The 24,863-nt window shown below is 35.5% G+C and carries 27 protein-coding genes; 22 read left to right on the top strand and 5 right to left on the bottom strand.

Going from position 1 to position 24,863, the window contains the following annotated elements; translation table 11 throughout:
* The first annotated feature begins 132 nt into the window (after positions 1-132).
* Genes ACXVYO_RS08530 through ACXVYO_RS08520 form a run of 3 tightly spaced genes read left to right on the top strand, consistent with a single transcriptional unit; the run spans position 133 to position 1,798 of the window.
* Positions 133-456, top strand: coding sequence for a PadR family transcriptional regulator (locus ACXVYO_RS08530; protein WP_001102620.1), 324 nt, complete (start codon positions 133-135; stop codon positions 454-456).
* Positions 449-991 (top strand): DUF1700 domain-containing protein, encoded by a 543-nt coding sequence (locus ACXVYO_RS08525; protein WP_458466670.1) that lies wholly within the window; start codon positions 449-451, stop codon positions 989-991. Before ACXVYO_RS08530 ends, ACXVYO_RS08525 begins: the two co-directional genes overlap by 8 nt.
* Positions 992-1,798, top strand: coding sequence for a DUF4097 family beta strand repeat-containing protein (locus ACXVYO_RS08520; protein ID WP_458466669.1), 807 nt, complete (start codon positions 992-994; stop codon positions 1,796-1,798).
* An 86-nt stretch (positions 1,799-1,884) separates the two neighbouring features.
* On the opposite strand, the gene lexA is transcribed toward ACXVYO_RS08520, so the two are convergent.
* The gene (gene lexA / locus ACXVYO_RS08515; protein ID WP_060631883.1) at positions 1,885-2,505 is read right to left on the bottom strand and encodes a transcriptional repressor LexA; all 621 of its coding nucleotides are present in this window, start codon (positions 2,503-2,505) and stop codon (positions 1,885-1,887) included.
* 142 nt (positions 2,506-2,647) lie between these two features.
* On the opposite strand from lexA, the gene ACXVYO_RS08510 reads away from it, so the two are divergent.
* Entirely contained in the window at positions 2,648-3,304 is a 657-nt protein-coding gene (locus ACXVYO_RS08510) for a YneB family resolvase-like protein (RefSeq protein WP_458466668.1), read from the top strand.
* Between the two features lie 45 nt (positions 3,305-3,349).
* Positions 3,350-3,589, top strand: coding sequence for a DUF896 domain-containing protein (locus tag ACXVYO_RS08505; protein ID WP_001190582.1), 240 nt, complete (start codon positions 3,350-3,352; stop codon positions 3,587-3,589).
* Between the two features lie 39 nt (positions 3,590-3,628).
* Here ACXVYO_RS08505 and ACXVYO_RS08500 read toward each other — a convergent pair whose 3' ends face one another.
* Positions 3,629-5,212 (bottom strand): bifunctional metallophosphatase/5'-nucleotidase, encoded by a 1,584-nt coding sequence (locus tag ACXVYO_RS08500; protein ID WP_458466667.1) that lies wholly within the window; start codon positions 5,210-5,212, stop codon positions 3,629-3,631.
* A gap of 183 nt (positions 5,213-5,395) precedes the next feature.
* Here ACXVYO_RS08500 and ACXVYO_RS08495 point away from each other — a divergent pair, with 183 nt between their 5' ends.
* From ACXVYO_RS08495 to ACXVYO_RS08425, 15 genes are all read left to right on the top strand, one after another.
* Positions 5,396-6,334, top strand: a complete 939-nt coding sequence (locus ACXVYO_RS08495; protein WP_000915049.1) for a phosphate/phosphite/phosphonate ABC transporter substrate-binding protein — start codon at positions 5,396-5,398, stop codon at positions 6,332-6,334.
* 86 nt (positions 6,335-6,420) lie between these two features.
* Positions 6,421-7,194: a phosphonate ABC transporter ATP-binding protein gene (gene phnC / locus ACXVYO_RS08490; protein WP_458466666.1), complete on the top strand. Its 774-nt coding sequence runs from the start codon at positions 6,421-6,423 to the stop codon at positions 7,192-7,194.
* Positions 7,191-7,985, top strand: coding sequence for a phosphonate ABC transporter, permease protein PhnE (gene phnE, locus ACXVYO_RS08485; protein WP_458466665.1), 795 nt, complete (start codon positions 7,191-7,193; stop codon positions 7,983-7,985). Before phnC ends, phnE (ACXVYO_RS08485) begins: the two co-directional genes overlap by 4 nt.
* Positions 7,985-8,788, top strand: coding sequence for a phosphonate ABC transporter, permease protein PhnE (gene phnE, locus ACXVYO_RS08480; protein ID WP_458466664.1), 804 nt, complete (start codon positions 7,985-7,987; stop codon positions 8,786-8,788). The genes phnE (ACXVYO_RS08485) and phnE (ACXVYO_RS08480) overlap by 1 nt, the downstream gene beginning before the upstream one ends.
* A gap of 74 nt (positions 8,789-8,862) precedes the next feature.
* On the top strand, positions 8,863-9,345 hold the full coding sequence (locus ACXVYO_RS08475; RefSeq protein WP_458466663.1) for a coproporphyrinogen III oxidase: 483 nt from the start codon (positions 8,863-8,865) through the stop codon (positions 9,343-9,345).
* Positions 9,346-9,568: 223 nt separating this feature from the next.
* Positions 9,569-11,569 carry a transketolase gene (gene tkt / locus ACXVYO_RS08470; protein ID WP_458466662.1) on the top strand — a complete coding sequence of 667 codons (2,001 nt, stop codon included), beginning with the start codon at positions 9,569-9,571 and terminating at the stop codon, positions 11,567-11,569.
* Positions 11,570-11,725: 156 nt separating this feature from the next.
* Positions 11,726-12,166 carry a sporulation inhibitor of replication protein SirA gene (gene sirA, locus ACXVYO_RS08465; RefSeq protein ID WP_000860645.1) on the top strand — a complete coding sequence of 147 codons (441 nt, stop codon included), beginning with the start codon at positions 11,726-11,728 and terminating at the stop codon, positions 12,164-12,166.
* A gap of 78 nt (positions 12,167-12,244) precedes the next feature.
* A complete protein-coding gene (locus tag ACXVYO_RS08460; protein WP_001123316.1) occupies positions 12,245-12,466 on the top strand; it encodes a YneF family protein in 222 nt (73 codons plus the stop codon).
* A gap of 124 nt (positions 12,467-12,590) precedes the next feature.
* Positions 12,591-14,342: an ABC transporter ATP-binding protein gene (locus tag ACXVYO_RS08455; protein WP_458466661.1), complete on the top strand. Its 1,752-nt coding sequence runs from the start codon at positions 12,591-12,593 to the stop codon at positions 14,340-14,342.
* Positions 14,342-16,105, top strand: a complete 1,764-nt coding sequence (locus ACXVYO_RS08450; RefSeq protein WP_458466660.1) for an ABC transporter ATP-binding protein — start codon at positions 14,342-14,344, stop codon at positions 16,103-16,105. The genes ACXVYO_RS08455 and ACXVYO_RS08450 overlap by 1 nt, the downstream gene beginning before the upstream one ends.
* Positions 16,106-16,236: 131 nt before the next feature.
* The gene (locus ACXVYO_RS08445; RefSeq protein ID WP_458466659.1) at positions 16,237-17,286 is read left to right on the top strand and encodes a GH25 family lysozyme; all 1,050 of its coding nucleotides are present in this window, start codon (positions 16,237-16,239) and stop codon (positions 17,284-17,286) included.
* A gap of 210 nt (positions 17,287-17,496) precedes the next feature.
* Positions 17,497-18,516: a nuclease-related domain-containing protein gene (locus ACXVYO_RS08440; RefSeq protein WP_458466658.1), complete on the top strand. Its 1,020-nt coding sequence runs from the start codon at positions 17,497-17,499 to the stop codon at positions 18,514-18,516.
* 6 nt (positions 18,517-18,522) lie between these two features.
* Complete coding sequence (locus ACXVYO_RS08435) at positions 18,523-19,089, top strand: hypothetical protein (protein WP_458466657.1); 567 nt, start codon at positions 18,523-18,525, stop codon at positions 19,087-19,089.
* A gap of 212 nt (positions 19,090-19,301) precedes the next feature.
* On the top strand, positions 19,302-21,029 hold the full coding sequence (locus tag ACXVYO_RS08430; RefSeq protein ID WP_458466714.1) for an S-layer homology domain-containing protein: 1,728 nt from the start codon (positions 19,302-19,304) through the stop codon (positions 21,027-21,029).
* A gap of 393 nt (positions 21,030-21,422) precedes the next feature.
* Positions 21,423-21,569, top strand: coding sequence for a BC1881 family protein (locus ACXVYO_RS08425; RefSeq protein ID WP_000644411.1), 147 nt, complete (start codon positions 21,423-21,425; stop codon positions 21,567-21,569).
* A gap of 425 nt (positions 21,570-21,994) precedes the next feature.
* On the opposite strand, the gene ACXVYO_RS08420 is transcribed toward ACXVYO_RS08425, so the two are convergent.
* Positions 21,995-22,195: a DUF3903 domain-containing protein gene (locus tag ACXVYO_RS08420; RefSeq protein ID WP_073515957.1), complete on the bottom strand. Its 201-nt coding sequence runs from the start codon at positions 22,193-22,195 to the stop codon at positions 21,995-21,997.
* A gap of 141 nt (positions 22,196-22,336) precedes the next feature.
* Between ACXVYO_RS08420 and ACXVYO_RS08415 the strand changes: the two genes are divergently transcribed.
* Positions 22,337-22,750: an NUDIX hydrolase gene (locus tag ACXVYO_RS08415; protein WP_458466656.1), complete on the top strand. Its 414-nt coding sequence runs from the start codon at positions 22,337-22,339 to the stop codon at positions 22,748-22,750.
* A 12-nt stretch (positions 22,751-22,762) separates the two neighbouring features.
* Here the strand turns inward: ACXVYO_RS08415 and ACXVYO_RS08410 are convergent, their stop codons facing one another.
* The gene (locus ACXVYO_RS08410) at positions 22,763-23,440 is read right to left on the bottom strand and encodes an LrgB family protein (protein ID WP_458466655.1); all 678 of its coding nucleotides are present in this window, start codon (positions 23,438-23,440) and stop codon (positions 22,763-22,765) included.
* Positions 23,437-23,802, bottom strand: coding sequence for a CidA/LrgA family holin-like protein (locus ACXVYO_RS08405; RefSeq protein WP_000872363.1), 366 nt, complete (start codon positions 23,800-23,802; stop codon positions 23,437-23,439). Before ACXVYO_RS08405 ends, ACXVYO_RS08410 begins: the two co-directional genes overlap by 4 nt.
* Positions 23,803-23,954: 152 nt before the next feature.
* Between ACXVYO_RS08405 and alsR the strand changes: the two genes are divergently transcribed.
* On the top strand, positions 23,955-24,860 hold the full coding sequence (gene alsR / locus ACXVYO_RS08400; protein ID WP_458466654.1) for an acetoin biosynthesis transcriptional regulator AlsR: 906 nt from the start codon (positions 23,955-23,957) through the stop codon (positions 24,858-24,860).
* The last annotated feature ends 3 nt before the right edge of the window (positions 24,861-24,863 follow it).

The following is a 24,863-nucleotide window of genomic DNA, read 5'->3' as shown; positions in this document are numbered from 1 at the left end:
ATTTGTACGTTTTGTATATTTAGGGAATAAATATAAATAAGTACCTTGCAATGAATAATACCAAGTGGTATATTATGGATGTAATGGGTACCGTGTATTGAACAGTACTGAAATGAGAAAGGGGGATTGACCTTGAACGTTCAGTTTAAAAAAGGCGTGTTAGAACTGTGTGTTTTGGCACTTGTGAAACGTAAGGATTGTTACGGTTATGAACTTGTACAGCAAATCTCAAATAAATTTTTAATATCGGAAGGGTCAGTGTATCCTTTATTACGTCGTTTAACGAAAGAAGGGTATTTTCAAACGTATTTGAAAGAATCTACGGAGGGGCCGCCTCGTAAATATTATCAACTAACTGAGCAAGGGGAAACGCAACTGAATTTGTTAGTAACAGAGTGGCGTGATTTTGCAAAAGGCGTACAAGAAATTATTGAAGGGGTGGAATGGGATGAGTAAAGAACAGTTCCTCAAAGAATTATCAAGTCATCTTAGAAAGTTACCGGAAGAAGAGAGGAAAGATATTTTATTTGATTATGAAGAGCATTTTCAGTTTGGGAAAGAAGAGGGGAAAACTGAAGCGGAAATAATAAAAGGCCTTGGTTCTCCGAAAGTAATTGCGAAAGACTTACTTGCTTTGTATCGCTTTGATGAAATGAAAAAGGACCCATCTACTTCGAATATAACAAGGGCTGTCATGGCTGCGATTGGACTTAGTTTGTTTAATTTCATTATTGTGTTAGGCCCGTTAGTTGCAATTATCGCTTTTATATTTTCATTTTGGGTCGGTGGGATTGCTAGTGTAGTGACACCATTTTTTGTTATTGCAAAAGTATTTATGGGTACTTTTATATGGTTGGATGTATTCGTTAGTATAACGTTTGTTGGAGTAGGTTTGTTGTTATGTATTATCGCTTATTATAGTACGAAGTGGTTTAAAAAGTTATGCGTACGTTATGTATTATGGAACTTCAAAATGATAAAAGGGGAGTAGATGATGAAAAAAATATTGTTAGTAGCAATCGCTTGTATCATTATTGGAGTAATAGGGATTTCACAAACATATGAAAAAGCAGTACAAACTGCAGAAAAAGGAAACAAAGAAGACGTTATTAAAAACGAAACATTAAAAAATATAGAAGTTAAGTTAGACGCTGGGGATATTGTTGTCCAAAAATCTCCCGACTTTTCTTTTTATGTAAAGCAATCAGGAGATGCACGTAAACAAGAGGTTCGTATTGCAGAAGATGGTGACACATTAAAAATTATTGGGGAAAGAGAAAAAGGTGCTTCATTTGATTTTTCTTTTTACGATTTTAGGTTTCAAACATCTACAATAACTCTCCTCGTGCCTGAACGTTCTTACCGGGAGATAAAAATAAATTCATCCGCTGGACAAATAGAAATAAGTGATGTGAAAAGTGATCGTGTAAGTGTTGGTACACTGGCCGGAGAAGTAGATTTGAAACATGTTACAGCAAAAAGTGTGGAAGGATCTTCAAAAGCTGGTGAGGTAAACTTTAAAAAGGTAATAGGGAAAGTAACAGCGAAAACGGCTAGTGGAGAAGTGCATATTATGGATCATGATCCTAAATACGATGTAGAGGCAAGTTCAACTGCTGGGGATGTAGATATTACTTTATTAGAAAAACCACAAGATGCAGTTATAACTGGGCAAAGTGCTGCTGGCGAAGTAATAATTTTTAATGAAGAAAATAAAAATGTAACAATTGGCAATGGTAGTAAAAAGATTAGTGGTAAAACAGCTGCTGGCGATGTGACGATTGAAACTCGTTCATAAGAAATAGAATGTATGAAAATCTATCAAAATACAAAAAGAAGATAATTACCGTATATAAATAAGGTAATTATCTTCTTTTATTATTCTTAGTGTAGATCACGGTATACGCCAATTACTTTTCCGATAACTGACACTTGTTTTAAAATGATAGGTTCTAATGAAGAGTTTTCCGGTTGTAGACGGAAATGGTCTTTTTCTTTATAGAAACGTTTCACAGTTGCTTCGTTATCTTCTGTTAAAGCAACTACAATTTCACCATTATATGCAGACTGTTGTTGGCGAACAACAACTAAATCCCCATCGAAAATACCAGCTTCAATCATACTATCTCCTGAGATACGTAACATAAACACTTGGTCTGCTCCAGCAACAATGCTAGCTGGAAGTGGGAAGTGATCTTCTACACTTTCAACTGCTGTAATCGGTAATCCAGCAGTAACTTTTCCGATAATTGGAACTTGGATAACAGATTGTGTTTCTGTATCCATTCGATCGTCACCTAAAATTTCAATTGCTCGTGGTTTTGTTGGATCGCGTCGAATATATCCTTTTTCTTCTAGTCGTGATAAATGTCCGTGCACTGTAGAACTAGAAGCGAGGCCGACTGCTTGACCAATTTCACGTACGGAAGGTGGATATCCTTTTTCTTGTACTTTTAGCTTAATAAAGTCGAGAATGTCTTGCTGGCGTTTCGTTAACTTTTCCATGTTTTCTAACACCTCGTTTTCTTTCATTTTTCTTATTAATAAGTATAACATGCGAAAAAACATTCTACAAACATAAGTTCGAACAAAAGACGAATTTATGTTACACTGGAGGGAAATAATAGTGAGAAAGAGGGGGGGCATAATGAATGCAATTATTTATGCGCGTGTGAGTACAACGAAAGAAGCGCAAGAAACGTCATTAATACGTCAAAAAGATGAATTATTGCATTTAGCTGAGCGCTATCAAATGAATGTTGCTAAGGTAATTGAAGAACAGGCTAGTGGGTATACGATTGAACGTGACGGTATATTAGAAGTGCTAGATACCATTCGAGATGAACAAATTGATGTGCTACTCATACAAGATGAAACGCGCCTTGGTAGGGGGAATGCAAAGATTGCATTAATGCACTGTTTACATAAAGAGGGAATAAAAGTATACACGCATACGCATAATGGAGAATTACAATTATCGGATTCTGATTCAATGGTATTGGATATTATTGGTATTGTTGAAGAGTATCAAAGAAAGATTCATAACTTGAAAATTAAACGTGGTATGCAACGTGCAGTAGAAAAAGGTTATCGTCCAGAAAATAATTTGAAGAATCGTCATTTAAGCGTAGGACGAGAGAAGAAAGAAGTGCCAATTGAGGAAATTGTACGTTTACGCCGGAATGAATTAACTTTTGAAGAAATTGCAGCAACACTTCGCGGCTTTGGTTATAATGTTTCAAAAGCGACTGTACATCGTAGATATGTAGAATATACAAAGCAATTGCTTGATAAAGAGGACTAACTATTGTATGATAATAATCAGTTTTGAGTAAAAGGGGGATTCGAGATGCAAAGTCACGAACTCATTGAACGCATTAACTTCTTAGCGAAAAAAGCAAAAGCTGAAGGCTTAACTGAAGAAGAACAACGTGAGCGCCAATCGCTACGTGAACAATATTTAAAAGGATTTCGTCAAAATATGTTAAACGAACTTAAAGGAATTAAAGTTGTTAACGAAGAAGGTACTGATGTTACACCGGCGAAATTAAAAGCTTTAAAAAAGCAAGATAATGCAAAATTAAACTAAAAGATGGGCGAAGCCCATCTTTTTTATTTATTATATCCGTTATTTAATAACTTTCCAGTTATTATTGACTGTTGCCTCTATCTTTTTGTGCTTCAATATATAGTTAGCGATAAGTTCAGACATATCTGTTGGTATGTCTTTTATTACGGGCTTATTTTGAAACATAAAGAAGTTTCCTCCGCCGCTTGCGCGATAATTATTCATAACGACGTCATATTCTTCATCCATATTAAGAGGAGTGCCTTTATACTGTAAAGATTCTACTCTCTCGCCAATAGGTTTGGAAATGTTTAATACGTACGAAATCCCTTCCCACATATCGTAATTATAGTGTTGTGGCTTTGGTTCTATGAAGGTAGGGTTTACGATGATAGTTCCATCTGCATGTAATGTGAAATAAGAAGCAGAGAGTTCAAGGGCATTTTTTATATCTGCTCCAGTTATTCTAATTACTTTTAATGTATTTGGATAAATATAATTAGAAACGATGTCACGCATTGTTACATGATCAGGGAAACCTAGAGAAGTATTATGGAATAAGCTTGTACAAGAAATAGAAACATTAGCTATATCCATCTGTATCTTATTTATGAATTCAATAAAAGGATGGTCTTGCAAACGAGTTTGCATAGCGTCTGAAATTTGCATATCTCCATAGATTAGTCCAATAGGTTGATCGAGCCAATTTTGTGTTTTCTCTTCATAATCGGTAACCAAGGAAAGCATATGTTGGTCCGCTGCAATTCCTCGCACGGGCAATAATTGTGAATAACTCTCTTTTCTTACCCATTTTTGTTCTGTTTTCTCGAATGTTACTGTTATTTTTCCGACGGAGTGTCCATTGCATCCAGTCTGTAAAACTGTTACACCATTTATTACGGTGTGAGCGATTTCCCGGTGTTGGTGGCCTGTTAGTAAAATATCTATGCCTTCAATTTCATAGCACATTGCATAACCTTGGTTTTCACCTGTTAAAACTTCAGTCGGTACCCCGGTTTGTAAATCGCGTTCAAATCCTCCATGATACGCTACGACTAGTAAATCTGGTTGCTCTTGTTCGCGAATGTAAGAAACCCATTTTTTTGTTGTTTCCAGTGCATCTTCAAATTGTAGATCTTGAATGTGATGAGGTTGTTCCCAATTAGGAATGTAATGCGTTGTTACCCCTAAAATAGCAATTTTTATATTTGATTCAATATGTTTTATTATATATGGTTTCCCGAAATAAGGTTCTTTTCTGTTTGTATCTAAAATATTTGCTGATAGATACGGGAAGTTCGCAGTAGAAATAGCATGATTTAATACGTCCATTCCATAATTAAATTCATGATTCCCGATAACTGCAGCATCATAACGTAAATAGTTCGCTAATAAGGACATTGGATTTTTCTTATCTTTTGCATATGTAGCGTAATGATAAGTAAAGGGTGTTCCTTGTATGAAGTCACCGTTATCAATTAAAAGAACGTTTCTGTTTTGGGAACGTTCTTTTTTTATAAGAGTAGCAATTTTAGCTAAACCAATTTCGGCTTTGGAGTTATCTTGGTAGTGAATTGGATAAACAGTACCGTGTATATCACTTGTTAATAAGATGTTTAAACTTACTATTTGATTTTGAGTCAATATCATTCACCTTTTCTATTGTTATCTACTAGTTAAGCATATCAAATATATGAAGAGAATTTTAATGAGAATGTATAGAATGTGTAAAGATTCTGTAAATAAGCAATTATTAATAAAAATGTGTGATATATTTCTTCATGTTTACGGAAGGAAATTTATAACAATAAAAATGGAGGCTTTAATATGTTGAAAAAAGTTTTTGCAATGAGCACGACAGTTGTACTGGCGGCGGGATTATTAAGTGGCTGTGGAACGAAGGAATCTAGTGCAAGTAAAAATGCAGATACGAAAAAAGGTTATGTACCGAAGACTTTAAATGTTCAATTTGTTCCTTCTCAAAATGCAGATACGTTAGAGGCGAAGGCAAAACCATTGGAAAAGCTATTAAGTGATAAATTAAATATCCCGGTAAAAGTTAGTATTTCAACGAATTACAATACAATTGTAGAAGCAATGGCATCTAAGCAAGTAGATGTAGGCTTTTTACCTCCAACAGCATATGTACTAGCACATGAGAAAAAGGCTGCAAACGTAATTTTACAAGCACAACGTTTTGGGGTAGATGATGAAACCGGAGCTCCTACAAAGGATTTAGTAGACTTTTATAAATCTGAGTTTGTAGTTAAGAAAGATTCAAATATTAATAGTGTAAAAGATTTAAAAGGTAAAAAAATTGGTTATCAAGATGTAACGTCATCAGCGGGATATGTATGGCCTGCGGCTGTATTGTTAAAAGAGGGTGTTGATCCGTTAAAGGATGTGAAACCTGTTACATTAAAAGGTCACGATCAGTCGCTTATTGCTCTTTTAAATGGTGATGTAGATGCAGCTGTTGTATTCCAAGATGCTCGTAATATTGTGAAAAAAGATTATCCGAATATATTCGATCAAACAAAAATAGTGAAATTTACAGAGAAAATTCCAAACGATACGATTTCGGTACGCTCTGATTTAGATGAAGAGTGGAGTAAGAAATTACAGGATGCTTTCATTGAAATAGGAAAGAATGAGGAAGGTCACAAAATCATTAAAGAAGTATATTCACATGAAGGATATGTTAAATCTGATGATAGTAAATTTGATATCGTTCGTGAATATGGAAAAAAAGTAAAAACGCAATAATACATATGGAAATGGCAGCTAACTGGAAGGAGGGTTTGTTTTCAGTTAGTTTGCCGTTTTGAATACATAGAAGGTAGGTAAGATGTGTGATAGAGTTTCGAAATGTCTCCAAAGTGTATCCGAATGGTACAAAAGGATTGAATAATATAAACTTGAACATTCAAAAAGGTGAGTTTGTTGTAATGGTGGGGCTGTCTGGGGCTGGAAAGTCTACACTTCTAAGATCTGTAAACCGTCTTCATGAGATTACAGAAGGCGACATCATGATTGAAGGTGAATCTATAACTGCTGCAAAAGGAAAAGGATTACGCCGCATGCGCCGAGATATTGGTATGATTTTTCAAAGTTTTAACCTTGTAAAGCGATCAACGGTATTGAAAAATGTATTAGCTGGGCGTGTTGGGTATCATTCGACTTTACGTACAACGTTAGGTCTATTTCCAAAAGAAGATTTGGAGCTTGCCTTTCAGTCGTTAAAAAGGGTGAATATTTTAGAAAAAGCATATGCGCGAGCTGATGAATTATCAGGAGGACAACAGCAACGTGTATCGATTGCACGGGCGTTAGCGCAAGAAGCGAAAATCATATTGGCAGATGAACCTGTTGCGTCGTTAGATCCGCTAACAACAAAGCAAGTATTAGATGATTTGAAAAAAATTAATGAAGATTTTGGAATTACAACAATTGTAAACTTACATTCTATTGATTTAGCTAGGCAATATGCGACACGCATTATTGGATTACATGCAGGCGAAATTGTTTTTGATGGTTCAGTAGAAGAGGCAACGGATGAAAAATTTGCTGAAATTTATGGAGATGTAGCGCAGAAAAGTGAATTATTAGAGGTGGCTGTTAAATGAATGACGTGACGATATATTCGGAATCGATACAGAAGCCACCGAGTAAGTTGAAACATATGTTAACGGCTATTTTAGTCATTTTGCTGTTGTGGGGAAGTAGTATACAGGTCGACGCATCATTTTCAAAACTAGTAGTTGGTTTTCCTAATATGATTGATTTGTTAAAAGAGATGGTGCCACCAGATTGGAGTTATTTTCAAGTTATTACAACAGCGATGTTAGATACAATACGTATGGCGATTATTGGGACGACTTTAGGAGTGATTTTAGCTATTCCACTGGCACTATTTGCGGCAAGTAATGTGTTTACTAGTACATTTTTGTACGGTCCAGCTCGATTGGTTTTAAATTTTATCCGAACGATACCAGATTTATTATTAGCGGCGATTTTCGTAGCTATTTTTGGAATAGGACCACTTCCAGGTATTTTGGCTCTTACTTTTTTCTCAATTGGACTCGTGGCGAAATTGTTGTATGAGTCAATTGAATCGATTGATCCAGGTCCATTAGAAGCGATGACAGCAGTAGGAGCAAATAAAGTGCAATGGATTGTGTATGGGGTAATTCCGCAAGTGAAAGCACATTTTGTTTCCTATGTTCTTTATACATTTGAGGTGAACGTACGTGCAGCAGCTGTTTTAGGTTTAGTAGGGGCAGGCGGTATTGGATTATATTATGACCGTACACTTGGGTTTTTACAATATCAACAAACTGCATCTATTATTATCTATACCCTTGTTGTTGTATTGTTAATTGATTATGTAAGTACATTGTTGCGGGAGAAATTATAATGAGTAAAACGACGTTAATCGTACCAAAACCAAAGAAAACGAGTGTATATCGCTGGTTTATTTTTATAGCACTTGCATTTGTTTATGTATGGGCTTTTTCAGGAGTCCCGTTAGAGGGAATAAAGGATACGGCAGGAGAAATTACAAAAGCAATTATGACAGGTGTATTGAATCCAGATTGGTCGTATGTATCTTTGCCAGATGGTGAAGATTTATTACATGGTTTGATTGATACGTTGGCAATTGCGATATTAGGTACATTTATTTCTGCCTTTTTATCTGTTCCATTCGCTTTTTGGGCAGCAACGAATATGAGCAGTGGAAAATTAACTTCAGGAACTGGGAAATTTGTACTTAGTTTTGTTCGTACATTTCCGGAATTAGTTATGGCACTTTTATTTATAAAAGCTGTTGGACCAGGCTCTTTTGCCGGAGTTCTAGCTTTAGGATTACACTCTATCGGAATGTTAGGGAAATTATATTCAGAAGGAATTGAAAATATAGATAAGGGACCGACGGAAGCGTTAATAGCAACAGGCGCGAATCGCTTCCAAATACTTTGGTATGCAGTATTCCCACAAGTATTACCGGATTTTCTATCGTATACGTTATACAGGTTCGAAATTAATGTACGATCCGCTGCTATTTTAGGTGTTATTGGAGCAGGTGGGATCGGTACGCCTCTAATTTTTGCACTGAGTTCACGCAATTGGTCTCGTGTGGGGGTTATTTTATTGGGTATTATTTTAATGGTAATTATCATTGATTTTATTTCAAGTTCGATAAGGAAGAAAATTGTATAATTTATTTTAAGTACCTATAAAAGGTACTTTTTTACATAATGGGAATAATAAATGTGAACAATAGGGGGGATGATTTGGCTTTACAGCACGAGTTTGTATTTGTTTCGAATGAAAAAAAAGGGTTGGATTTCATAGGTATAGATTGGATTGAACTTTGTTTTCTATATAAAGAAGAGGCAACGATAGATGAGTGTGTTGTATTAAGTGATGAGCTAATCGTATACCTATTAGATTTTACCCATTGGATTCCGACCTATTATCCAGCGAAAAGAGCAGAAGGATTTGGAATTCACTATTATGGTATTACGAAAATAGAACAGCAAGGTGCAGTGATAGCAGAACAGTTATTTTGTTCGCTAGTTAGCATGTTTTCTTTAGCGCTAAAAACAATCGAATTAACAGGACAGTTTCAATGGGAAAATGATAAGAATACGGATGGAGAATATGAAAGATACGTATTTGATCGAGATAAATTATGCCAAGATTTACAGTCGTTTATTTATTTGCTTCGCAGAGTGAAAAATGGGGAAGGATATATTTTGCATTATGGAATTTGAAAATGGTGAATAAATATACAGATAATTCCCTTTCTTTTTAAAATAAAAACAATGAAAAAGTATGTCATATTGAATACCCATACATTCCTGAAAACCTTGATTTTTTTATAAAAAACCAAAAAAATATCAACATATTTGTCGATACATGTTGTATAATCTTGCGTGGGAAGCTATCATATAAATGTATAAAACGTTTACTAATATAAGCGAAGGGAAGAATAGCATGTCACATTCAATCGAACAACTTTCTATCAACACGATTCGCACATTATCCATCGATGCGATTGAAAAAGCAAACTCTGGTCACCCAGGAATGCCAATGGGTGCAGCACCAATGGCTTATACATTATGGACTCAATTTATGAAACACAATCCAAATAACCCAACGTGGTTTAACCGTGATCGTTTCGTATTATCTGCAGGTCATGGTTCAATGTTATTATACAGCCTACTTCACCTATCTGGTTATGATCTAACAATGGATGACTTAAAGAACTTCCGTCAATGGGGAAGCAAAACTCCAGGACATCCTGAGTACGGTCATACAGCAGGTGTAGACGCAACTACTGGTCCACTTGGACAAGGTATTGCAACTGCTGTAGGTATGGCAATGGCTGAAAGACATTTAGCGGCTAAATATAACCGTGATGCGTATAATGTAGTAGATCATCATACATACGCTATTTGTGGTGATGGAGATTTAATGGAAGGCGTTTCTGCTGAAGCATCTTCATTAGCTGCTCATTTACAATTAGGTCGTCTTGTTGTGCTTTACGATTCAAATGATATTTCATTAGATGGCGATTTAAATCGTTCATTCTCTGAAAGTGTAGAAGATCGTTACAAAGCATACGGATGGCAAGTAATCCGTGTTGAGGATGGAAACGATATTGAAGCTATCGCGAAAGCAATTGAAGAAGCGAAAGCTGACGAAAAACGCCCAACGCTAATTGAAGTAAGAACGACAATTGGTTTCGGTTCTCCAAACAAATCAGGAAAATCAGCTTCACATGGTTCTCCACTTGGTGTAGACGAAACAAAATTAACGAAAGAAGCATATGCTTGGACTGCTGAGCAAGACTTCCATGTAGCAGAAGAAGTATATGACAACTTCCGTAAAACTGTACAAGATGTTGGTGAAACTGCGCAAGCAGCGTGGAACACTATGCTAGGTGAATATGCACAAGCATACCCAGAATTAGCAAACGAATTACAAGCGGCAATGAATGGTCTTCTTCCAGAAGGTTGGGAGCAAAACTTACCAATTTATGAATTAGGATCAAAAGCAGCAACTCGTAATTCTTCAGGTGCTGTAATTAATGCAATTGCAGAGTCTGTACCATCATTCTTCGGTGGATCTGCTGACCTTGCTGGTTCTAACAAAACATACATGAATAACGAAAAAGACTTTACAAGAGATGATTACAGCGGAAAAAACATTTGGTACGGTGTACGTGAGTTCGCAATGGGTGCAGCAATGAACGGTATTGCATTACATGGCGGTTTAAAAACTTACGGTGGTACGTTCTTCGTATTCTCTGACTACTTACGTCCAGCAATTCGTCTTGCAGCATTAATGCAATTGCCAGTAACGTATGTATTCACACACGACAGTATCGCTGTTGGTGAAGATGGTCCAACACATGAGCCAATCGAGCAATTAGCAGCGCTACGTGCAATGCCAAATGTATCTGTTATTCGTCCAGCTGATGGTAACGAATCTGTTGCAGCTTGGAGACTAGCTCTAGAATCTACAAACAAGCCAACTGCTTTAGTATTAACTCGTCAAGACCTTCCAACATTAGAAGGTGCAAAAGACGATACGTATGAAAAAGTAGCAAAAGGTGCATATGTAGTTTCTGCGAGCAAGAAAGAAACAGCTGATGTAATCTTACTTGCAACTGGATCTGAAGTAAGTCTAGCTGTTGAAGCACAAAAAGCTCTAGCAGTAGACGGCGTTGACGCAGCTGTTGTCAGCATGCCATCTATGGATCGCTTTGAAGCTCAAACTGCTGAGTACAAAGAATCTGTATTACCAAAAGCAGTAACAAAACGTTTCGCAATCGAAATGGGTGCTACATTCGGATGGCACCGTTACGTAGGTCTTGACGGAGATGTGTTAGGTATCGATACATTCGGTGCTTCTGCTCCTGGTGAGAAGATTATGGAAGAGTATGGATTTACTGTAGAGAACGTTGTTCGTAAAGTAAAAGAAATGCTTTAATGATTTTAGAAAAATCTCTCCGGCATGGAGAGGTTTTTCTATGTAAATGAGTTTTTTCGACAGAAAAAGTTTTTTATCTCTCCGCAGTCAGACAATCATTGCAAAATTTCTTCTATATAATGAAGGGAAAAGGTTGTCCAGATTGGGAGGCGAAAGATGAAAACGTATGAATTGTATTTAATTCAAGAGGATATTGCGAAAGCTTACTTTGGTCGTGAATATTTGTTTTTTGATTTATTTGCTCGATTTTCAGAATCTGGGTCCCTTTCGGAGAAAAAAGTGTTATATAAACAAATGATGTATATAACGATGCCATTACAAGTAATGAAAATTCACCATAAATTAGAACAAGCTTTGCGCGTTCTTGGTAAATATGATCGAACACATCATACACATACACTTTATACAGGAGCGGAATACGGTGAAATAATGGTGAAACCGCACTATATTCGCATGAATACCTCTGGAAACGTTTCTATGGAAACGACTTTCTTTGAGGTGCTAAGGAAGTGTGAATTAACATTTTTAGCAATGGATTATGAAAATACAAAGTACGGATGGCTGAATCCTCTAAAACAAGTACGAACATATGTGTAAAAAATGTCGAATTGTATCTTGTCTTATTGAAAAGGTTTTAGTACACTGTAAGGTAGACAACATGAAGGAGGAAAATATATGCCAATTTGGTTAGGTATTCTAGTGGGCGTAGTAGCACTAGTAGCAGGCGTGGCGTTAGGATTTTTCATTGCCCGCAAATACATGATGAACTACTTAGAAAAAAATCCACCAATTAATGAACAAATGTTAAAAATGATGATGATGCAAATGGGACAAAAACCTTCCCAAAAGAAAATCAATCAAATGATGAGCGCAATGAGCAAGCAACAAACAAAATAAGCGCTAAAGGGCACTCGATAAGAGTGCCCTTTCCTATTGGACTTTTAAAGCGTTTAAAACTTTTAAAAATTCTGTATTTTTGGTAAACTGAAAACATCGCTCATTTTAAGGGAGGAGGATAAAAATGAAGGTATTTATTAATTTAGCTTGGTTTTTTAAACAAGAAAAACGAGCGTACATAATCGGAATTATAATGTTATTTGGTGTCGCGCTTCTTGAACTTGTAGCCCCGAAAGTACTAGGTATGGTAGTAGATGAAATTAATAATGGAACATTAACATCTGAAAAGTTGTTGAAGTGGGTTATTTTGTTAGTAATTGTAGGGATTACTATGTACATATTACGTTATTTATGGCGTATTATGATTTTTGGATCTTCGTTAAAACTAGCTCGTCAATTACGAAAGAATTTATACGAACATTTTACGAAGATGAGCCCATCTTTTTACCAATCACGTCGTACGGGTGATTTGATGGCGCATGCGACCAATGATATTCAGGCGATTCAACAAACTGCTGGATCGGGCGTTTTAACACTGGTTGACTCATTAGCAGTTGGGGGATGTGTACTCGTAGCGATGGGTTTTACAATTAGTTGGAAGTTAACATTGTTAAGCTTAATTCCAATGCCGATTGTAGCGATTTCGACAAACTATTATGGAACGTTATTACATAAAAGGTTTCATAAAGCGCAGCAATCGTTTTCGGAAATCAATGATAAAGTGCAAGAGAGTATGAGTGGGATGAAGGTAATTCGATCACTTGGACAAGAGAAAGAAGATTTACAAGCATTCCGAAAAAAGTCAGAAGATGTTGTACATAAAAATATGTTAGTCGCACGTATTGATTCGTTGTTCGATCCGACAATCTCACTTATCGTTGGATTTTCTTTTTTAATTGCAGTATGTTACGGGTCAGTATTAGTTGTGAGAGGGGAATTAACTGTAGGTGATCTCGTTACATTTACAACGTATTTAGGTACCCTCGTTTGGCCAATGTTAGCCTTTGGGTGGTTGTTTAATATTATGGAGCGTGGGCGTGCTTCGTATGATCGTGTAGAAAAAATTCTCTCTCAAAAATCAGATGTAGTAAACAGAGAAAATGCTGTGCATACAATAGCGAGCGGTGATGTTACATTTGCGGTTGATTCATTTTCATATAAGAAAAATGAATTGTTACAGCTAATAGATGTTCACTTTGATTTAAAGAAGGGTGAAACATTAGGAGTTGTCGGACGTACAGGTGCAGGGAAAACGACGTTATTAAAATGCTTAATCCGTGAGTATGATCATTTTAATGGTGAATTAAAAGTTGGGGAGCGGGATATTCGCGATGTAACACTTTACGGTGTCCGTTCTGCCATTTCATACGTGCCGCAAGATCATTTTTTATTTTCAGCAAGTATTGGGGAGAATATTGCCTTCGGAAAGGCGGATGCTACATATAATGATATTACCCGCGCTGCAGAGATTGCTTGTATTCATGATGATATTCTCCAATTTTCAGAAGGGTATGAAACAGTAGTAGGAGAAAGAGGCGTTTCGTTATCTGGAGGCCAAAAACAGAGAATTTCTATTGCGCGTGCTTTATTAACGAATGCAGAAATTTTAATTTTAGATGATTGTTTATCAGCGGTAGATGCAAAAACGGAAGAAACGATTTTAAATGCATTAAAGAGGGAAAGAGCAGGGAAAACGACGATTATTACAGCTCATCGTTTAAGTGCAATTCAACATGCTAATCTTATACTTGTTGTGGATGAAGGTAGAATTGTGCAACGAGGTACACATGAGCAATTAATGGAAGAAAACGGTTGGTATAAAGAGATGTATGAGAGTCAGCAGTTAGAAGCATTAGTTGAGAAAGGAGGCGTATGATGACTGAGAAGAAGCAGAGTGATTTAAGCAGATTGCTTTCTTATATGAAGCCATATAAAGGGTTGTTATCTTTAGCATTTATCTTTTTAGTTGGTGCAACTGTAACTGAAATGATGGGTCCTTTTTTAATTAAACAATTTCTTGATGAACATTTAGTACCACGTAACTTTGATCAATCAGCACTTGTTACTCTATTTGTAGTGTATCTTATTGCACACTTATTAAAAGTATTATTTACTTATTTAGACTTATTGTATTTTCAAAATATCGCTTTTAAAATTGTTCAAGATATGCGTGTTGAAGTATATGATCATGTTCAAAAGTTGTCATTAAGTTTCTTTGATCGTACGCCGATTGGTACGCTCGTATCGCGAATAACGAATGATACGGAAGCAATTAAAGATTTTTATGTCAGTGTATTATCCACATTTGTCAAAAATGTAGTCTTTTTAATAGGTATTTTAGTAGCAATGTTTTTATTAAATGTAAAACTAGCTCTATTTTCGCTCGTATTAATTCCGATCATGTTTGCAATTATGGTGCTATATCGCCGGAAAAGTGCAGCTTTTTATTTAGAAGTACGTAATCAATTGAGCGTGTTAAATGCAAAGTTAAATGAGTCTATTCAAGGAATGAATATTGTTCAAGTGTTCAGACAAGAAAAGCGTATGAGAAAAGAGTTTGAAGAAGTGAATAATAAACATTATAGTGCAGGGCGACGGACGTTAAAGTTAGACGCATTACTTTTACGCCCGGCAACGGATTTAGTTCATATTATAGCAATTGCGTTAGTACTTGGTTTATTTGGAATTGATGCGCTGAAGAGTCCTGTTGAAGTAGGAGTTCTATATGCGTTTGTTAACTATATACATCGTTTCTTCCAGCCTGTAAACGAGATGATGATGAAATTATCATTTTTCCAACAGGCACTTGTTTCATCTTCACGTGTATTTCATTTAATGGATGAGAAAGATTTAGCGCCAGTTCAAAAAGGGGATGGAAATCCTCAAGTTGTTAATGGAGAAATTGAATTTAAAAACGTTACTTTTTCGTATGATGGAAAACGTGATGTTTTAAAAAATGTATCTTTTCACGTGAAACAAGGGCAAACGGTTGCTTTCGTTGGGCACACTGGTAGCGGAAAAAGTACCATTATGAATTTGTTAATGCGATTTTATAATATTAAGTCCGGAAATATTGTAATAGATGGTGTAGATTTAGAGGGATTTGAAGAGCAGGAAATTAGAAAGAAAATAGGACTCGTATTGCAAGATGCATTTTTATTTGCGGGAAATGTAAAACAAAATATTCGTATGTATAATGAAGAAATTACGGATGAAGAAGTAAAAGAAGCGGCACAATTTGTGCAAGCCAATACGTTTATTGAAAAATTACCAGAGCAGTATGAAACGGAAGTAGTAGAAAGAGGAGCTGCATTTTCTAGTGGTCAACGCCAATTAATTGCTTTCGCTAGAACGATAGCAACGAATCCGAAAGTACTAGTATTAGATGAAGCAACAGCTAATATTGATACAGAAACAGAAGATGCAATCCAAACAGCATTACAGCAAATGAGAAAAGGGAGAACGACGATAGCCATTGCACACAGATTATCTACAATTCAAGATGCGGATCAAATCTTTGTTATGCATGATGGAGAAATAGTAGAAAGAGGTACACATCAAGAATTACTGAGTGAACAAGGGTTGTATTATAATATGTATTTACTACAAAATAAAGGAAGTTTACAAAAAGCCTTGTAATTACAAGGCTTTTTTATTTTGTTTATAAAATATGTTTGCTTTTTATGTCTATAGTATAAACGTCGTGACCCTTTAATAAAGTTGTACATATTGTATGTATACGAAATGAAAAAATTGATAGGAGCTTTTATATGCAAGATAGATCTAGTTCAAATATTACGTTTATCGATGTGTCTCATTGGGAAGGGAATATTGATTGGAATGCAGTGAAAGGATCCGGTATTTCAGCGGCGTATGCAAAAGCGACAGAAGGTGTGAATAATCTTGATCCTACTTTGGTTCAAAATGTACAAGCAGCGCGAAATGCGAATGTATTAATCGGTGCATACCATTTTGCACATCCAGAACTAAATGATGCAATTTCAGAAGCGAAACATTTTGTGAACATATTACAAAGCAATCAGACAGACTTAATGCCAGTTCTAGATTTAGAATCACCGATAGATCCGAGTAATAGTAATTTAACTGGTACTGCTATATCTAATTGGGCAAGAAGTTTCATAAATTATGTGAAACAGGCTACTGGAAAAGATGTCATGTTATATACAGGAGTTTGGTATATTAATGAGTTTGGAATTAACGGGTTAAGTGATATTCCACTTTGGATTTCTAAGTATTCTAGTACGCCGCCTGCTGATGCTGGTGGATGGACAGAGTGGACAGCATGGCAATACACAGATTCTGGTAAAATTTCAGGTGTAGTAGGAAATTGTGACGTATCAGCAGCGGTTTCATTAGAAGCTTTGCAAGGAAATGGAACAAATGGTGGTGGAAATGTTTCCCCGCCTAGTACCGCTACTGCAGTTTACGGTGTTGCTGTAATTAAAGGCGATAATGTAAATCTACGGAGTGGACCATCTTTACAATCTACTGTAATCCGCCAGCTAAATAGAGGAGAATCGTATGAAGTTTTGAGCGAACAAGGTAGCTGGCTTGCTTTAGGTGGAAACGAATGGATATACTATGATCCAAGTTACATTCAGTATAAACATTATGTGGCGACTATTACTGGTGATAATGTGAATCTGCGGGATGCTCCATCATTAACTGGAAATGTTATAAGACAGTTACATCATGGTGAGGCTTATAGGGTATGGTGTAAGCAAGATGGATGGCTTGGTTTAGGTGGAAATGGCTGGATATACTATGATCCAAGTTATATTCAGTATGGTGTACAATAAAATGCACGTAAAAGGTATCTCGCCTGAGATGCCTTTTATACTGCTATTTGAGGGCAACCTGAAACGATCAGTAGGTCATGGGGAAAAATGGCTTATTAAAGTCTCGTTTCATTAAAAATATGTAATTTTTACAAAGTGTATATTGAAAGCATAGTATAATATAATGGATGTTTATAAAAATAAATAAAAATGGAATAAAGGAGTAAACATATGGATTATGTGCTAATAGGTGTGATTTTATTATTATTAGCTGTAGCATTCGTGCTGTTCTATAAAAATAAACAGTTAGAATCAGAGAGTCAGCAAGTAGAGTTTGAAAAGAAACAAGCAATTGAAACGTATGAAAATGAAATTGCAGCTACGGTTACAGAGCATAAAGAACAACAAAATACATTGAAAAGTATGGAACAGAAGAAATATAATGATTTACAAATAAGTGCAGCTAGAGAACTTGAAAATATGCGTATGATGAAAAATCAATTAGCTGTGCAACACAGTAAAGAACGTAGTGAAGTGCAAGAAAAGCATAGTAACGAAATACATATGTTTCAACAATTAATTGCAAATTTGCGAGAGTATACGAAAAATGGAGCTGAAGTGAATACACACGAAACATTACATTATATGAAACGAGGCTTCGTAGAACAAGGCATAATACTAGATAATGAATTTCATATTATGCCGAATGTTTTTATTAGAAATCAGCACGGCGGAAATGATTTTCGAATTCATCATCTTGTTTTAAGTAAAACGGGCATGTATCTACTTGAGACGAAAGAATGGACAGGGAAATTAATTCATGGCTTAACGAAAGAAAATGCTAGTATATATTCATTTATGATTGATGAAATTGGCAAGTATCAACAAGAAGTAGAGAAAGAAGAAACGTTTGAATGCATAACAGGTGAAGATTCATTAACGATACAAGTGAAAAATGAAGGAAATCCGGTATATAGAGCGAAGAAACTAGCTCATATTCTATACAATTGTTTGAAAGAAATCCAAGTTGATATTGTAAAGGAAAACGTAAAACCGATTGTATATTTTTATAATGAGAGTGGGAAAGAAGTGCTAGATCTTTCTGAAGAAAAAACACCGAGATTAAAAGATAGAGAGCAAATTGTAACGTTCTTCAGAAATGAGATCTTAACAGGGAAAGTAATATATACAGATCAAGAGTTAGAAAAGCTTCGAGAAATCATTAACCGGATGAATTATAAAATGAATTAAAAAGAGGTGGGCTTTCTGAGTGCTATATTAAGGGGTATTTTGTATGTTTATGTTTGTTTGTATATACTAATGTATCTTGCGTTTATGTTTGTTATTGATTCGGTTCATATGTCAGTAAGTGTAAAAAGTATGTTTGTAGTAGTCATGCCATTTGCTATATTAGTCGTGATTCAAAAGTTCGTCTTACACACTTCTGTAAATCGTAATACAGAAAAGAAGAAAATGCTAGGTGTAATGATAGTAGGATGTATTCTATTATTAGTGTGCACTGCACAATTAAGTATGAATACATACACCTCAAAGTTTAATCAAGATCGGTGGTTACATGCTGAAGAAAAACGGGTACATATGGTAGATGACCTAATGCGAAAATATAAATTAACAGGGAAATCAAATGAAGAAATTACAAAATTATTAGGAACGCCTACTGAAACAAGAAATGGAGAAGAAGGGATTGTCACTTCGTACTATCTTGGAAATGAACGTGGTTTTATTTCAATCGATAGTGAACAGCTTGTTTTACAATTTGATAGAGATGGTAGGGTTATGGAATATAAGGTGCATAGAGGTTAAAGAAATGTAGAGGGAAGCTATATATTATAGCTTCTTTTTATATTCCAATATAGTAAATGTAGGCAAATAGTAGTCATTCCTATCTATACGAATCGGAATGAGTCTGTTATATTGTAAATGGTTATGTAGTTTAATAGTTTACTAGATGATCTATATTTTAGTTGAGGGGGGGAATTTAACACGAATTTAATTATGACGTGTTAAGTATTATGATGAAAAAAAGATTTTATAATGTTTTAGCTGCATCGATTGTATTTAGTATGGTAACGATTCCAAATTATTCCTATGCTAGCGAGCTTGAAAAAACTGTGACAGTTTCACCTGATGAACAAGCTTTAAAAAGTATTGAAAACCATATGAAAGATGAAGATGGTCGAGGAGAAGATAAAGGAGTACAAAATGAAGTGCCAGGTGAATTTCTTGTACATATAGTGAAAGAAGTACCTTTATATGATTCTAGTAATCTTCAAAAAGAGACAGGGGTTCATATTTCGAATCAAGTCGTAAAAGCTGAGAAGAGAAAAGGAAACGCTTACTATGTTCGGACTTCATCTGAAACTGGATGGATACAAAATAGTAAGGGAAATGTAGAGGTTAAAGAAGTTCATACGTTATCAAGTGAAAAGTTAGTTATTAATGAAGAAACCTCTTCATACTCTGAACCATTTACTTCATACAAAGAAGAAAATGTATTGGAGCCACAAACTATTCAAGTAATAGGACAGGCGGGAGAATGGTTCCAAGTAAGAATAAATAATGAGATGAAATGGATTTATTCACCTTCAGCAAAATTTGAAGGAACAAAGGCTTCGCTTATTCAAGAGGCAACACCAGCACGTACAAAACGTGCAGCGGTTATGTATGCTGCACCAATAGAAGAGAAAACAACGGATATTTATGGTGTAACTTTAAAAGAAATGATTGTACCAAAAGGAAATGACAATATTCGTCCTGGTTATGCGATGAAGCCGAAGTATATTACGATTCATGAGACAGATAATTACAGTGTTGGGGCAAATGCTAGAAACCATGCAATATATTTATATAACCAGGCAACAGGAACGGAAGATCGTTCAGCGTCTTGGCACTTTACGGTAGATGATAAAGAGATTTATCAACATCTTCCATTAAATGAAAATGGTTGGCATGCCGGAGATGGGGCGGAAGGAACTGGGAATCGAGAATCCATTGCGATTGAAATTGCTGTAAATGAAGATGGTGATTATAATAAAGCTGTTGAAAATGCTCGTAAATTAACAGCTTATTTAATGGGAGAATTACATATTCCTTTAGAAAATGTGAAGAAACATCAATTTTGGAGTCAAAAGAATTGTCCGGCTATTATGATTAAAAATAATGCGTGGGAACCATTCTTGCAGGGAACAAAAGTTTATTATGATGCGAACCATAAAGATGATATAACAGGTGGCTGGTACGAAGCAGACATTCGTGAATTAGATAAACGCGACATTATGGTTGGGGATGGAAAAGGATCTTATTGGCCAGAGCGTCTTGTAACACGTGGTGAATTTGCGAATTTAATTTCAAGATCATTGCAGTTACCTGAAGGGTCATCGAATTTTAATGATTTAAATACAGCACATCCATCGCTAATAGATGGTATTAATCGTGCAGCAACAGCCGGGATCATAAGTGGTAGAGGAAATGGGACATTTGCTCCAAATGATACGATTAAACGAGATGAAGCTGTTATCATGATTGACCGTGCACTGCAATATAAAAAAATTAAAGGTAACTTAGTTCCATTACCATTCTCGGATCAAGATTTAGCATATGATAAACAAGCTGTACAACGTGTTTATGGATTAGGTATTGTAAAAGGAAATGAAAATAATGAATTTATGCCGAAAGGTTCTGCAACACGTGGAGAATCGGCAGCATTTATTAATAGAATGTTAAAAGTAATTGAAAGTAAATAATGAAGAAGCATTCGCTTTTGCGAGTGCTTTTTTATTTTTCAATACGTTATGGAAGGGAGAAAGAGGTTTTGGGGTGAATAAGGAATGAAAGCGGAGGTAAGGCATATATATAGATGCATTGGGTTGTTTTTTATCCCGCTTTAATGGGCAGTAAGACCCCCGCCTAAAAATTCAACGAAAGCAAAGAAGTTAGGTGGGGGATTAACTGCCCATTAAAGTCCGATTGGTGAGGGCTAATAATCAGTGGGGGATGAAGAAAACCCCCACTGATTAAAGTTTCACTTTATCGTGCATAAACGGGAAGCCCGATTATAATCAGTGCGGAGTGGACTAAACCTTTACTGATTAAACTTTCACTTTATCACATTGTATAAATGAAGAGGGGGTAAGACGGTGAAAGCTATACCGACTGATGTCCTGAGTAAAGAATTGATGGAAAGAGAAGGGGTTATATCTATTACAGTAAAGGAATTTGAAAAGATAGAAGTAGCTGGAGTAGTAGTCGCTGGTCCTGCAGTTATTTTGATTAATCAAGATTAAGTACATAGTATCAATTTAGACAAGTAAGAAAGCATCCGTTCAGGGTGCTTTTGAAGTTTTCAATGATGATGACATTAGTTTTCACTGGATGTATGTTATGGATGGAATAAAAATAATATAGCAAACTAATATGTTTTACGAATGAATTATGTAGGTAATTCATATTTCCCATATAAAAGGATTTGCTTTAAAATAATGAGTGTAAAGTTCGAGTATTCGAAGTACTACTTGAATTATATCCCTATCCCTTTTCTAAAAATGCGAACAAGTTTTGCCCTATTCTATTCAATAATTAATTGCATAGAAATATATTGTTCGATGACCATTATGGAACGTACATAATGGGAAAATCCCGATCCTTAAAGAGGATGCCCCTAATCTTCATGTGAAAATATGATCGGATAAGAAAGCTGACCAGTCTATGGTTAGCTTTCTTTTTGTTCAAAAACTATTTCTTCTTTAATTTCTGTTTGCAATAATAAAGTTTTTCCAAAACGACGTTTACATTCCGCACGCACTTTTTCAATGGCTAGTAGCTGAGTAGTAGCAGGAACGGTTACGATAGCTTGGCGCGGTTTTCGATTTTCTTCACAAAAGACACATTCCACAACATATTTAGAAATCATATTTTCATCCTTCCGTTTTTAATTTCTAAGTAGGGATTGTCTATGAAGTTGATGTAATCTTTCGTCATTGTTTTATTATTTTCCTCTTTTTTCAAGTGGAAAATAAAAAGGAAGACGAATAGTAGTAGGGGAGGGATGTAGATGGAAAGATGGGTAGGTTGTGCAGCAGTATGTGTAAATGAAAGAAATGAAGTTTTAATGGTGTTGCAAGGGAAAAAGGGTGAAGAAAAAAGGTGGTCTGTCCCAAGTGGCGGGCTTGAAAAGGGAGAAACACTAGAAGAATGTTGTATTCGAGAAGTTTGGGAAGAAACAGGTTACGATGTGGAAGTTGTAAATAAAATATGCGAAAAAAAAGGTATTACATACGGAATTCCAGTGTATGTTCATTATTACTTTGTAAAAAAAATAGGCGGTAGCATGAAAATCCAAGATCCAGATGAATTAATACATGAAATTGATTGGAAGGGGATAGATGAAATGAATGAATTAACGCTATCTTTCCCGGAGGATTATGAGATTTTAAATACATATATAAATAAAAAAGCGAGTGTTTAAACACTTGCTTTTTTAATGTATCCACGATAAGAAAAGCGGAACGATAACTAAACTAGCTCCCGCCGTTAAAAGCATAGATAAACTTGCAATCGTTCCTTCTACAGGACCGATTTCGAATGCTTTTGATGTACCGGTTCCATTTGCGCTCGTGCCTAACATGATGCCTTTTGCGAGTGCTGTTTTAATACGACATATGCGTATGAGAGAAGGACCGAGCAGTGCCCCTGTTAACGCAGTTAAAACAACAAATACGGCCGTTAATTGTGACATGCCACCGATCATTTCTGAAATAGCCATTGCAATTGGTGTTGTTACAATATGAGGTGCTAAACTATGTTCTAACGATGAATCAATTTGAAAAAAATTTGCTAGTAGTGCGGAAGTAATAACTGATAAAAATGAACCGACAATGACGTTAAGTAAGATAGCTATTCCATGTTTTTTCAATAAGTCAAAGTATTTATAGATTGGCCATGCAAAAGCGACTGTCGCAGGCTTTAATAATTCTGTTAACCATTGACCACCTGTTTCATATGTTTCATAAGGTGTGTCTAATCCGAGTAATAACGCAATTAAAATAATAGGACAGACGAGAAGGGGAGAAAGTAAGCTCCAATTCCAGCGTTGATACATTTTCTTCGATATCCAATATGTGAATAGTGTTAATAGTAAACAAAGAAAGCCGATCATTGTGTTGATCCTTTCCGCTTTAGTAGCAATTCTGTTAAGAGTCCTGTAACTAAGGTAACGCAAAGAGTACTAATCATAATAATTAAAATGAGATCGATTCCATATTGTGATAGTGTATCTTTGTAGCGTATGACAGCGACTGCAGAAGGAATAAAAAATAAAATAAGTTCTTTTAATAAAAAGTCTGCTCCGTCCTGTATCCACTCTTTTTTCACTAGGTTAAATTTTAATGAGATTAATAATAAAAAAATACCGATTATACTACCTGGAACTGGGAGGTGTGCCTGTTTTGCAATCCATTCACCTGTCCAAGCGAAACAAAATAATAATAAAATTTGTCCGCTTAATTTCCACCATTTCATACAGTAACCACCTCTTTCTTTTTTTACATAAAAATTGTAAAAAAGAATTAACAATTTCTACTATACGTTCATTCAAAAAATTTGTCTAATATATAAATTATATGTTATTAATATATTAGATGTATTAATCGAAAGTGAAAAGGGTGTCCAAAATGGAATTACGGCATTTGCAATATTTTGTTGTAGTAGCAGAGGAGTTACACTTTGGACGAGCAGCTGCTCGTTTACAAATGACACAACCACCGCTTAGTCAACAAATTCAGCAATTAGAAAAAGAAATGGGAGTTATGTTATTTTCAAGAACGAAGAGAAAGGTTGAATTAACAGAAGCTGGAGAAATGTTTTTAAAAGAAGTAAAAAAAGCGTTCGAACAAATTGAAAAAGCAGTTGAGATTGCACAAAGTGCCCAAAGGGGAGAAGTGGGCTCACTTTCAATTGGTTTTGTAGGTGCGGCGATATATGATATTTTACCATCTATCGTAAGGGAGTATAGAAAGAAATTTCCGAGAGTGTCTGTTGCACTACATGAACTGTCAACACCAGATCAGGTGTATGCACTTCACGATAACCGTATTGATATTGGTTTTTTACGTCCACCAATTCCAACACAATTGCTAGAGTTAGAACCAATTCAAAGGCTTTCTTGTACGTTATGTTTACCGAAGGCACATCCACTCGCTGAAAAGGATGAAATACATATTGAAGATTTAAGAGATGAACCGTTTGTATTTATTACAAGGCCCGTATGGCCAGCGTTATACGATACGATTTTATCACTTTGCCGTGACGTTGGGTTTAGTCCACATATTGTACAAGAAGCAACGGAATATCAAACAGTTATGGGACTTGTAGCGGCAGGAATTGGAATTACAGTAATACCTGTATCGGCGAATAAATTGTATAAAACAGAAGTCGTATATAAAGAGTTATATGATTCTAATTTTGTTGCAGAAATGTCAGTAGCGTACAAAAAAATGAATACTAACCCAGAACTTTTAGAGTTTTTAAAAATAGCAAGAGAGAAGAAAAGAATCGAAGTTGAGGATGATATTAATTAATTT

The sequence above is a fragment of the Bacillus sp. BC08 genome, from assembly GCF_054326875.1.
This window is presented reverse-complemented; position numbering and strand designations above follow the sequence as displayed.